The sequence below is a fragment of the Pseudomonas sp. FSL R10-0399 genome (assembly GCF_009600165.1).
Lineage (GTDB): Bacteria > Pseudomonadota > Gammaproteobacteria > Pseudomonadales > Pseudomonadaceae > Aquipseudomonas > Aquipseudomonas helleri.
This window is the reverse complement of record NZ_WIWK01000017.1, coordinates 57023-67784: the sequence shown is the minus strand read 5'-3', so window position 1 is coordinate 67784 and position 10762 is coordinate 57023. Positions and strand designations below refer to the sequence as shown.

Genomic DNA, 10762 nt, shown 5'->3' with positions numbered 1-10762 from the left:
GGGCGGGCTGTTTGGGGTCGGCGGCGCGGTGGTCGCGGCCCCGGTGCTCACCAGTGTGTTTGGCACCACGCAAGTGATGGCCCAAGGCTTGTCGCTGGCTCTGGCGGCGCCCAGCACGGCGGTCACATTGTTGACGTACGCGGTGCACGACGAGGTGAGCTGGCTGATGGGCATCCCCATGGCTATCGGCGGTCTGCTGAGCATCAGTTGGGGCGTTAAGCTGGCGCATGCGCTGCCAGAGCGCATGCTGCGGGGAATGTACTGCGCCTTTTTGCTGCTGTGTGCGGCGTTGCTGGCGATTAAAGCTTAAAGCCTTCGACGATGTACTCGGCAAAGCACTCAATGATCGGCGAGGCCGCGCTGTTGTGTTTGCGCAGCAGCACGATGCTGGCAGACGGTAACTGGGGCAGGTTTTCTGCCTCGCCAATGATGCGTAAATCCGCTGGCAGCAGGCTTTGCAACTGGGCCGTCACCGCCAGCCCGGTGCTCACCACTGCATTGATCGCCGACAGGCTGGCGCTGGTGTAGGCAATCCGGTACTCGCGCTGCGCCAGGTCCAGAGCATTGCACGCCCAAGTGCTGCAAAAGCAGTCGGTATTGAACATGGCCAGCGGCATGGGCGTGCGTTCGTGGGGGGCGAAGCCTTCGGCGACCATCCACACAAAGCGCTCCTGACGCAGGATCTGCCCGGTTTCAGTGCCGGGCTCGCGGGTCACAATGGTCAGATCCAGATCGTTGCGCTGTAACAGCAGAGCGGACGGCTCGCAATGCACCTCAACGTTGATCAGCGGATAGTCCTGGGCAAAGCGCGACAAGATGCCGGGTAAAAAACGCATGACGTAATCGTCCGGCGAGCCGATTTTCACGGTGCCGACCATTTTTGGCAGGCTCAGCGTATTGAATACCTCGCTGTGCAGCTTGAGGATGCGCCGCGCATACCCCAGCAGCACCTGACCTTCTGGTGTGAGGCTGACCGTACGGCCATCGCGCTGGAACAGCGTGCAGTGCAGCACGTCCTCTTCCAGGCGCTTCATTTGCATGCTCACCGCCGATTGCGTGCGATTGACCGCTTCTGCCGCGCGAGTAAAGCCGCCGTGATCGGCAATCGCAGCGAAAGTGCGCAGCAAGTCAGTGTCGATACTCGGAAAACCGGCCATTCATCAATCTCGCAAATGGGTCGCATAAGAAACATTCGTTGGATTGATCTTATGCCTGGGCAGAGACTTGAGCCATCCCCCAGGAGGTCCAGGTGATGAAAGGTCTAAAAGAAAATGCGTGGATGGCGCGTATTGCGCGATGGTATCAACTGTCCCGTGAGCGGGCGGCGCTGCGGCGAATCAGCGATGCAGGGCTCAAGGATTTGGGCTTGAGCCGGGCTGACATCGAAACCGAAAGCTATCGCCCGTTTTGGGATGATCCGTTGAAGAAGTGAGTTAGAGCAGGGCCTTGTGGGAGCAGGCTTGCTCGCGATGTCATCCACTCGATTTAGCTGAAAAATAGAGTCGTCTGCATCGCGAACAACCTGCCTCGTACGGTTTTTAGCGCTTAACCTGCTTCAACGTTTCGGCAATCAGGAACGCCAATTCCAGCGACTGATCGGCGTTCATGCGCGGGTCGCAGTGGGTGTGATAGCGGTCTGACAGGCTGTCTTCAGTGATCGGATTGGCGCCGCCAATGCACTCGGTGACGTTCTGTCCGGTCATTTCGATGTGAATCCCGCCGGCGTAGCTGCCTTCGGCTTCATGTACCTGGAAGAACTGCTTCACTTCGCCAAGGATCTGCGCGAAGTCGCGGGTCTTGTAGCCGCTGCTGGCCTTGATGGTGTTGGCGTGCATCGGGTCGCAACTCCACAGCACTTTTTTGCCTTCGCCTTCGACGGCGCGGATCAGTTGCGGCAAATGGTCGCCGACCTTGTTGGCGCCCATACGCACGATCAGGTTAAGACGGCCCGGATCGTTGTCAGGGTTGAGGATGTCGATCAGGCGGATCAATTCCTCGGTGTTCATGGTCGGGCCGACTTTAACCCCGATCGGGTTGTTCACGCCGCGCAGAAACTCCACGTGGGCACCGTCCAGCTGGCGGGTACGGTCGCCAATCCACAGCATGTGTGCCGAGCAATCGTAGTAATCGTTAGTCAGGCTGTCGCGGCGCACAAAGGCTTCTTCGTAGTTCAGCAGCAACGCTTCATGGGCGGTGAAGAAGCTGGTTTCACGCAGTTGCGGCGAGCTGTCCATGCCGCAGGCGCGCATGAAGGCCAGGGTTTCGTCGATACGGTCGGCCAGTTGGCTGTACTTTTCTGCCAGCGCCGAGTTGGCGATGAAGTCCAGGTTCCACTTGTGCACCTGGTGCAGGTCGGCAAAACCGCCCTGGGCAAAGGCGCGCAGCAGGTTCAGGGTTGCGGTGGACTGGTGATAAGACTGCAACAGGCGCTCTGGATCAGGCACGCGGCTTTTTTCATCGAAACCGATACCGTTGACGATGTCGCCGCGATACGCCGGCAGCGTGACGCCGTTGATGGTTTCATCGTTGGCCGAGCGCGGCTTGGCGAACTGGCCCGCCATGCGCCCGACTTTGACGACCGGGCAGCCCGCCGCGAAGGTCATGACAATGGCCATTTGCAGTAACACCTTAAAGGTGTCGCGAATCTTGGCTGCCGAAAACTCTGCAAAACTTTCAGCGCAATCGCCGCCCTGCAACAGAAACGCCCGACCTTGGGTGACCTCGGCAAACTGACGGCGCAGTTCGCGGGCTTCTCCGGCAAACACCAGTGGCGGGTAACTCGCCAGGCTTTGCTCGACCCGCAACAAGTGGGCCGCGTCAGGGTAGTGGGGTTGTTGCTGGATCGGCAGGGCGCGCCAGCTGTCAGGGCTCCAGGGTTGGCTCATCGCAGACTCTAGTGTCGAAAGGGGATGGCGCATGTTAGCAGCAATTAGTGCGTGACCTGTTGCGTTGCAATGGCCGACAATCGTGCCTTTGCGCTCGGCATCGAGTGGTGGTTTTTAGCGCGCTGGCCGTGTGTGCCGGGCGCGGCGAGGAGAGGCAATGTCTGAGGAGCGCATAGAGCGCCTGCTCGCTGAAGTCCATGATGACTTCGGCATGATTCGAGTGTTTGAAGTGGAAGACTACCGCTTCCTCGAATTTGGCGATGCGATCGAGCAGAGCTGCGTGTTCACCACGGACCCCAGTTGGCTGGAATACGACTACACCCGCGCCATGCTGATTGGTGCCTTGTGCCATGAAGCGCCAGAGAGCGCCCTGTTTCTGGGGTTGGGTGCCGGGACGCTGACTCAGGCCTGCCTCAAGTTTTTGCCTCTGGAAGACGTCGAAGCCATTGAACTGCGCCCGGATGTACCGCGCCTGGCCATTGAGCACTTGGGGCTGGACGACGACCCGCGGCTGTACATTCGCATTGGTGACGCGGTGGAGCTCTTGCCCAGCGCCGAGCCTGCCGACCTGATTTTCGTCGACCTTTACAACGACCTGGGGCCGGCGCCTGGTCATTTGGCCTGGACCTTCCTGGAGAACTGCCAGAAAAAACTCCAGCCCAACGGCTGGCTGGTGATCAACCAGTGGGCCACCGACGACGGCAAACCGCTGGGCGCCGCCTTGTTGCGGGGCTTGTTCCATCGTCACTATTGGGAGCTGCCGGTCAAAGAGGGCAACGTCATCTTGCTGGTGCCCGGCGATCTGGATCAGGCGCTGGACATTGACGCACTGACCGCTCGCGCACAGGCCCTGGCGCCGCGTTTGGGTTATTCGCTCGAAGCGTTGATCAAGGCCATTCGCCCTGCGACCTGAAGCGCCACGGTGAATCGTTTTAGCGACAGGCCCGTAATTGCCGGGCCACGCCCCGTTTTGCGAAGCCCAAATTATCGCAAAAGCCCGGTCTACAGAGGCTTGCAGACGATCGACTGTTAAAAAAGCGCTTTTTTTTTGTGATAAATCCGGTATAGTGCGCGCCGGCCTTTAGCCGGGCCACGTTTAGGTGTTGCACTTCCCGAAGTACGCTTCGGCTGCTCGTCCGTTTCGCGGACTACCCTGAACGCTCCATTCATTTAACGTTTTCGCAAATCCCCGCCGACAAAGCAGCCAGGGCGACTCTTGTAGTCTTACACGGCATGCGCAGCTTTGGAGCATGGGTCTTTGCGGATGCACTTAGAGGCAGACCCATGACCCAGGAAACCGGCGGCTTCGCCGCTTTTGATCTTAACCCGAACATTCTTGCAGCCGTCATCGCGACTGGCTACGAAGAGCCTTCGGCTATTCAGCAGCAATCGATCCCGATCATTTTGGCCGGTCACGACATGATTGGTCAGGCGCAAACCGGTACGGGTAAAACCGCCGCCTTTGCCCTGCCTATCCTCAATCGCATCGATCCTGCAAAGCGCGAACCGCAAGCCCTGATCCTGGCGCCAACCCGTGAGTTGGCGCTGCAAGTAGCAACCGCTTTCGAAACCTACGCCAAGCAAATGCCTAGCGTTAACGTTGTGGCCGTTTACGGCGGCGCGCCCATGGGCCCACAACTGAAAGCAATCCGTAATGGCGCACAAATCGTTGTTGCCACTCCGGGCCGTCTGTGCGACCACCTGCGTCGCGACGAAAAAGTATTGGCGACCGTGAACCACCTGGTTCTCGACGAAGCTGACGAAATGCTCAAGCTGGGCTTCATGGATGACCTTGAGGTGATCTTCAAGGCTTTGCCTGCTACCCGTCAGACCGTATTGTTCTCGGCCACCTTGCCGCAGTCGATCCGTGCCATTGCCGAGCGTCACCTGCGTGACCCGCAGCACGTTAAAATCCAGACCAAGACTCAGACCGTTACCGCGATCGAACAGGCTCACCTGTTGGTTCACGCTGACCAGAAGACCTCGGCTGTATTGAGCCTGCTGGAAGTTGAAGACTTCGACGCGCTGATCATGTTCGTGCGTACCAAGCAAGCCACCCTGGACCTGGCCAGCGCCCTGGAAGCCAAAGGCTACAAAGCCGCTGCGCTGAACGGTGACATTGCCCAGAACCAGCGTGAGCGCGTTATCGACTCCCTCAAAGATGGCCGTCTGGACATCGTTGTGGCGACCGACGTAGCCGCTCGTGGCCTTGACGTTCCGCGTATCACCCACGTGTTCAACGTTGACATGCCTTACGATCCAGAGTCCTACGTTCACCGTATCGGCCGTACTGGCCGTGCAGGTCGCGAAGGTCGTGCACTGTTGCTGGTGACTCCACGTGAGCGCCGCATGCTGCAAGTGATCGAGCGTGTAACCGGTCAAAAGGTTGCTGAGGTCCGCCTGCCGGATGCTCAGGCAGTCCTTGATGCGCGCATCAAGAAACTGACCAACAGCCTGGCGCCACTGGTTGCTGATGCTGAATCGACTCACGGCGACCTGCTGGATCGTCTGACTGCCGATATCGGTTGCAGCCCGCGTGCGTTGGCCGCTGCCCTGTTGCGCAAAGCCACCAACGGTCAGGCTCTGACCCTGGCAGCTATTGAGCGTGAGCGCCCGCTGGTGCCGAACAGTGCTCCGCGTGAGCGTTCCGAGCGCAGTGGCGACCGTCCAGACCGTGGTGATCGTGAGCGTCGTGCTCCGGCTCCATTGGCTGAAGGCCGTGCTCGTTGCCGTACCGCGCTGGGTGCGCGTGATGGTATCGCTGCCAAGAACCTGCTGGGCGCTATCCTCAACGAGGGTGGCCTGGCACGTGAAGCAATCGGTCGCATTCAAGTGCGTGATAGCTTCAGCCTGGTAGAACTGCCGGAAGAAGGCCTGGAAAAACTGCTGGCCAAGCTCAAAGACACTCGTGTCGCTGGCAAGCAGTTGAAGCTGCGTCGCTACCGCGAAGATTAATCACGGCGTGCTGTGATTGATCACTAAAAAATCCCCGACTGGTTCGGGGATTTTTTTTGCCTGCGGTTAAAGGTGCGATTGATCCCTCGATCAGGGGAGTGGGAGCGGGCTTGCTCGCGATTGGATCGACTAGGTGCAACTGATGTACCGAGTTGTTTGCATCGCGAGCAAGCCCGCTCCCACAGAGGTTTGGCGCATCATTATCCAAACCGGTAGATGTCCATCCCCAGTGCGCCCAAGGTCCAGCCCTGATGCGCAATGCTGAACGGGCCGCCCGCTCCCCGGGCAAAGTACAGCGGCAACAGGTGTTCATCGCTCGGGTGGTTTTTGGCGGCGAACGGCGCCTGTTGCCGGTACTGGTGCAAAGCTGCTTCGTCGTCGGCGGCGAGCTTTTCAATCATCCAGTCACGAAACGCTTTGGCCCATGGTTCGACGCTTTCCGGGCCCGCCTGCCAGTCCAGCTCGCGCAGGTTGTGGGTGATGCTGCCTGAACCAATGATCAAAATGCCTTCACTGCGCAAACTTGCCAGCGCCTGGCCCACTTCATTCAAGCCCGCAGGGCCCATTTGGCTGGGCAGCGACACCTGCACCACAGGAATGTCGGCTGCCGGGTACATCAATGACAGCGGCACCCAGGCGCCATGGTCGAAAGGACGTTTGGCATCCAGTTGCGCGGGCAGGCCGTGTGTGGCCAGCAGTTGCACGATCCGTGCAGCCAGCGAGGGATCGCCCGGCGCCGGGTATTGCACGGCGTACAGCTCACGTGGGAAGCCACCAAAGTCATGCCAGGTCTCTGGCGCCGGGTGGCTGGCAACCCGCAGGTCGGCGCTTTCCCAGTGAGCCGAAAGCAGCACGATGGCCTTGGGCTTTGCAAATTGCGCGGCGAGGCGCTTCAAGGCCGGGCCACTTTCACCGGGTTCCAGTGCCAGCATCGGAGAGCCGTGTGAGATGTACAGGCTAGGCAGCATGGTGAGGGTCCTCAAGGTTTGGATGCGCCATCTTCAGCCTGATCATTGATCTAAATCCAATATAAGTTTTAGTGCTTATCTATCGAATTTAAAGTTTGGTTCAGCATCCTGGAGCAGGCGTGTCGGCAATATCCGAACAGCGGGCACAAAAAAGGGCGACCGAAGTCGCCCTTTTGAGTAAGCCCGTAGCGGTTAGCCGCGACGACGCAGTGCGTCGATACGTTCTTCCAGAGGCGGATGGCTCATGAACATCCGCGCCAGGCCTTGCTTCAAGCCGCCATTGATACCAAAGGCAGACAAGGTGTCCGGCATGTGCACCGGCAGGCCTTGCTCGGAGCGCAGGCGCTGCAGGGCGCTGATCATGGCGCCAGTCCCGGCCAGGTGAGCGCCGGCTTCGTCAGCCCGGAACTCGCGTCGGCGCGAGAACCACATCACGATGGCGCTGGCCAGGAAGCCCAGTACCAGCTCCGCGAAAATGGTCGCGACATAGTAGGCAATGCCACGGCCTTCATCGTTCTTGAAGATCACTTTATCGACGAAATTGCCGATGATGCGGGCAAAGAACATCACAAAGGTGTTCACCACGCCTTGCACCAAGGCCAGGGTCACCATGTCGCCATTGGCGACGTGGCCGATTTCGTGAGCCAGTACGGCTTTCACTTCATCGGGCGAAAATCGCTCAAGCAAGCCCTGGCTAACCGCCACCAGCGCATCATTTTTATTCCAGCCGGTAGCAAACGCGTTGGCCTCGTAAGCCGGGAAAATCCCCACTTCAGGCATTTTGATCCCGGCTTCGCGGGACAGTTGTTCAACGGTTTGCATCAGCCATTGTTCGTGGCGTGTACGAGGTTGAGTGATCACCTGGGTGCTGGTGCTCATTTTCGCCATCCATTTGGAAATGAACAGCGAGAACAAAGACCCTGCAAAACCAAAGACCGCACAGAACACCAACAGCTGATTGAGGTTCAGATCAACCCCGTTGGCCGCCATGAACCCGTTAAAGCCGAACAGGCTCAGGGTGATGCTGGCAATCAGCACGACCGCCAGGTTAGTGGCCAAAAACAGCAGAATGCGCATCATGGTTGTAAGAATCTCCTCGTCTTAAGGGTGTTGCCGCATGCGGGTATATAAGGTGCTGCCTCAGGCTATTCAACCAAGTGACTATTTCAAACTGTGTCCTACAGGTCGAATTGAGCGCGGCGCCAGATATTTCCTAATATGAATGGACCCTTTATTCAGGCAAAAGTCAGGCTCAAAGCCAATAAATTAAAGGCCTTGCCAGGTTTTAGGTTTTTCGGGTGTGCAGGAAAAGTCGGGAAAGCTAACAAATGAAGATTCTTTCAGTGGACACATGCTGTGCGACTTTTCATTTGTCGCACAGCATGTTCAGAAATTACTGACGGTAGGTCTTCAGAAAGTTACCGATTCGACCGATGGCCATGTCCAGTTCGTCAACGCGTGGCAGCGTCACCACACGGAAGTGGTCCGGCCAAGGCCAGTTGAACGCGGTGCCCTGGACCACTAGCAGTTTTTCCGAGAGCAACAAGTCCAGAACGAATTTTTCGTCGTTGAGGATCGGGCAGACTTTCGGGTCAATGCGTGGGAAAGCGTACAGCGCGCCCATGGGTTTTACGCAACTGACGCCAGGAATGTCGTTAAGCAGTTCCCAGGTACGGTTGCGCTGCTCCAGCAGTCGCCCGTTGGGCAGCACCAGATCATTGATGCTCTGGTAGCCGCCGAGTGCGGTCTGGATGGCGTGCTGGCTGGGCACGTTGGCGCACAGGCGCATGTTGGCCAGCATGTCGATGCCTTCGATGTAGCTCTGGGCGTTTTGCTTGGGGCCGGAGATCGCGATCCAGCCGGAACGAAAGCCTGCCACCCGGTACGATTTGGACAAACCGTTAAAGGTCAGGCAGAGCACGTCCGGTGCCAGCGAAGCGGTGCAGATGTGCACGGCGTCATCGTAGAGGATCTTGTCGTAGATCTCGTCCGAGAACACCACCAGGTTGTGTTGGCGTGCCAGTTCGAGCATGCCCAGCAACACTTCCTTGGAGTACACCGCGCCCGTCGGGTTGTTCGGGTTGATGATCACCATGGCTTTGGTGTTCGGGGTGATCTTGGCCTTGATGTCTTCAAGGTCTGGCCACCAGTTGGCTTGCTCGTCGCACAGGTAGTGCACCGGGTGGCCACCGGCCAGGGTCACGGCAGCGGTCCACAGCGGGTAGTCCGGCGCCGGCACCAGCACTTCGTCACCGTTGTTGAGCAACGCTTGCAGCGACATCACGATCAGCTCGGACACGCCGTTGCCCAGGTAGATGTCTTCAATGCCGACACCTTCGACCTGCTTTTGCTGGTAGTACTGCATCACCGCCTTGCGCGCGCTGAACAGGCCTTTGGAGTCGCTGTAGCCCTGAGCAGTTGGCAGGTTGCGGATAACGTCCTGCAGGATTTCGTCCGGCGCTTCAAAACCAAAAGGTGCCGGGTTGCCGATATTCAGCTTGAGGATGCGTTGGCCTTCCTCTTCCAGACGTTTGGCGTGCTTGAGCACTGGGCCGCGAATGTCATAACAGACGTTGGCGAGCTTGTTTGATTTGCTGACCTGCATGGCGATGGGATCCCGAAAATGAACGATCCAGGCAAGGTGGGCACCTGTGCACTGGGAAATTCTGCGTTGGCGAACACCGCTAGGCTTCAAGAATCCGTTTGAATGCTTACAGAGCGGGTGCCAGACTGGCGCATAACGAGGCGCAATCATACGTGCCACCCGCCCCCTGGAAAAGCCACCGGTCGGGGTTTTTCAGTTGCAGAGGTAGAACCATGGAAAAGTTGAACAAAACCCTGGACGAATGGAAGGCCATGCTCGATCCGGAGCAGTACAACGTGTGCCGTCTTAAAGGCACCGAGCGACCGTTTTCGGGTAAATACAACGGCACCAAAACCGATGGCGTTTATCACTGTATTTGCTGCAATGAACCGTTGTTTGATTCGCGCGCCAAATTTGATTCGGGCTGCGGCTGGCCCAGCTTCTATGAGCCCATTGGTGCGAGCGCGATGGTAGAAATCCGCGACGTGAGCCACGGCATGATCCGCACCGAAGTGGTGTGCGCCAAGTGTGATGCGCATTTGGGTCACGTATTCCCCGATGGTCCGCCGCCGACCGGGCTACGCTACTGCATCAATTCGGTGTGCCTGGACCTGGTTCCACGTGCTTGATGCCCATTCCTTGAGGTGCTGTCATGACTGATACATTGCTCACAATTCCCTGTACCACCCTCAGCGGCGAGCAAAAGACTCTGGCGGATTACTCGGGCAAGGCCGTGCTGGTGGTCAATACCGCCAGTAAATGCGGCTTCACCCCACAGTACAAAGGGTTGGAAGCGTTGTGGCAGCAATACAAGGATCAGGGTCTGGTGATTCTTGGCTTCCCCTGCAACCAGTTTGGCCAGCAAGAACCGGGGGATGAAGCAGAGATTTCAGAGTTCTGCGAAGTGAACTTTGGTGTGACCTTCCCGCTGTTCAAAAAGGTCGAGGTCAATGGCAACAACGCGCACCCGCTGTTCGTCGAGCTGAAAAAGCGGGCGCCGGGGGTATTGGGTTCGGAAGCGATCAAATGGAACTTCACCAAGTTTTTGATCGGCCCGGACGGCAAAGTCGAGCGCTACGCCCCGGCCACCAAGCCCAGCGCCCTCAAGGCCGATATTGAGAAGCTCCTGAAATAACCTTTGTAGGAGCGAGCTTGTCTCGCGATCTTTTAAAGATCAAGAGATCGCGAGGCAAGCTCGCTCCTACAAATTGAACTGCCCGTAGCAGTTGACGAGCCTTGCGAGGCTACGTCCGGCTTGTAGCCGCTGCCGAGGTACGAAGGCTGCGATGGGTAGCGAAGCTGACCCAACCAAGATCAAGAGATCGCGAGGCAAGCTCGCTCTTATTAAACATAAAATAAGTAATTGATTC

At 58.1% G+C, this 10762-nt stretch carries 11 protein-coding genes; 6 read left to right on the top strand and 5 right to left on the bottom strand.

The features are described from left to right. Positions 1–310: sulfite exporter TauE/SafE family protein (locus GHO41_RS07680; RefSeq protein ID WP_153433321.1), on the top strand; the 310-nt coding region annotated here is incomplete at its 5' end. Here the strand turns inward: GHO41_RS07680 and GHO41_RS07675 are convergent. After that, positions 300–1157: a LysR family transcriptional regulator gene (locus GHO41_RS07675; protein WP_153329943.1), complete on the bottom strand. Its 858-nt coding sequence runs from the start codon at positions 1155–1157 to the stop codon at positions 300–302. The genes GHO41_RS07680 and GHO41_RS07675 overlap by 11 nt on opposite strands. A gap of 95 nt (positions 1158–1252) precedes the next feature. On the opposite strand from GHO41_RS07675, the gene GHO41_RS07670 reads away from it, so the two are divergent. Then, the gene (locus GHO41_RS07670) at positions 1253–1432 is read left to right on the top strand and encodes a DUF1127 domain-containing protein (protein ID WP_048368745.1); all 180 of its coding nucleotides are present in this window, start codon (positions 1253–1255) and stop codon (positions 1430–1432) included. Positions 1433–1538: 106 nt separating this feature from the next. Here GHO41_RS07670 and GHO41_RS07665 read toward each other — a convergent pair whose 3' ends face one another. Further along, a complete protein-coding gene (locus GHO41_RS07665) occupies positions 1539–2885 on the bottom strand; it encodes a class II 3-deoxy-7-phosphoheptulonate synthase (protein WP_048368744.1) in 1347 nt (448 codons plus the stop codon). A 157-nt stretch (positions 2886–3042) separates the two neighbouring features. Between GHO41_RS07665 and GHO41_RS07660 the strand changes: the two genes are divergently transcribed. Beyond that, a complete protein-coding gene (locus GHO41_RS07660; RefSeq protein WP_153390607.1) occupies positions 3043–3798 on the top strand; it encodes a spermidine synthase in 756 nt (251 codons plus the stop codon). Positions 3799–4169: 371 nt separating this feature from the next. Continuing rightward, positions 4170–5840, top strand: a complete 1671-nt coding sequence (locus GHO41_RS07655) for a DEAD/DEAH box helicase (RefSeq protein WP_048368742.1) — start codon at positions 4170–4172, stop codon at positions 5838–5840. 200 nt (positions 5841–6040) lie between these two features. On the opposite strand, the gene GHO41_RS07650 is transcribed toward GHO41_RS07655, so the two are convergent. The 3 genes from GHO41_RS07650 to GHO41_RS07640 form a co-directional block, all read right to left on the bottom strand. Continuing rightward, positions 6041–6808 carry a class III extradiol ring-cleavage dioxygenase gene (locus tag GHO41_RS07650; protein ID WP_153433320.1) on the bottom strand — a complete coding sequence of 256 codons (768 nt, stop codon included), beginning with the start codon at positions 6806–6808 and terminating at the stop codon, positions 6041–6043. 192 nt (positions 6809–7000) lie between these two features. After that, positions 7001–7888 carry a protease HtpX gene (gene htpX, locus GHO41_RS07645; protein ID WP_048391298.1) on the bottom strand — a complete coding sequence of 296 codons (888 nt, stop codon included), beginning with the start codon at positions 7886–7888 and terminating at the stop codon, positions 7001–7003. A 313-nt stretch (positions 7889–8201) separates the two neighbouring features. Beyond that, complete coding sequence (locus tag GHO41_RS07640; protein ID WP_048368739.1) at positions 8202–9413, bottom strand: pyridoxal phosphate-dependent aminotransferase; 1212 nt, start codon at positions 9411–9413, stop codon at positions 8202–8204. A gap of 212 nt (positions 9414–9625) precedes the next feature. On the opposite strand from GHO41_RS07640, the gene msrB reads away from it, so the two are divergent. Both msrB and GHO41_RS07630 read left to right on the top strand, forming a co-directional pair. Next, a complete protein-coding gene (gene msrB / locus GHO41_RS07635; protein WP_048368738.1) occupies positions 9626–10021 on the top strand; it encodes a peptide-methionine (R)-S-oxide reductase MsrB in 396 nt (131 codons plus the stop codon). A 23-nt stretch (positions 10022–10044) separates the two neighbouring features. Next, a complete protein-coding gene (locus GHO41_RS07630) occupies positions 10045–10527 on the top strand; it encodes a glutathione peroxidase (protein WP_048368737.1) in 483 nt (160 codons plus the stop codon). The last annotated feature ends 235 nt before the right edge of the window (positions 10528–10762 follow it).

Excerpts from the sequence above, each read along its gene's own strand:
- GHO41_RS07675 (WP_153329943.1), bottom strand. The coding sequence starts at position 1,157 with ATGGCCGGTTTTCCGAGTATCGACACTGACTTGCTGCGCACTTTCGCT.
- GHO41_RS07670 (WP_048368745.1), top strand. The coding sequence starts at position 1,253 with ATGAAAGGTCTAAAAGAAAATGCGTGGATGGCGCGTATTGCGCGATGG.
- GHO41_RS07665 (WP_048368744.1), bottom strand. The coding sequence starts at position 2,885 with ATGAGCCAACCCTGGAGCCCTGACAGCTGGCGCGCCCTGCCGATCCAG.
- GHO41_RS07660 (WP_153390607.1), top strand. The coding sequence starts at position 3,043 with ATGTCTGAGGAGCGCATAGAGCGCCTGCTCGCTGAAGTCCATGATGAC.
- GHO41_RS07655 (WP_048368742.1), top strand. The coding sequence starts at position 4,170 with ATGACCCAGGAAACCGGCGGCTTCGCCGCTTTTGATCTTAACCCGAAC.
- GHO41_RS07650 (WP_153433320.1), bottom strand. The coding sequence starts at position 6,808 with ATGCTGCCTAGCCTGTACATCTCACACGGCTCTCCGATGCTGGCACTG.
- htpX (WP_048391298.1), bottom strand. The coding sequence starts at position 7,888 with ATGATGCGCATTCTGCTGTTTTTGGCCACTAACCTGGCGGTCGTGCTG.
- GHO41_RS07640 (WP_048368739.1), bottom strand. The coding sequence starts at position 9,413 with ATGCAGGTCAGCAAATCAAACAAGCTCGCCAACGTCTGTTATGACATT.
- msrB (WP_048368738.1), top strand. The coding sequence starts at position 9,626 with ATGGAAAAGTTGAACAAAACCCTGGACGAATGGAAGGCCATGCTCGAT.
- GHO41_RS07630 (WP_048368737.1), top strand. The coding sequence starts at position 10,045 with ATGACTGATACATTGCTCACAATTCCCTGTACCACCCTCAGCGGCGAG.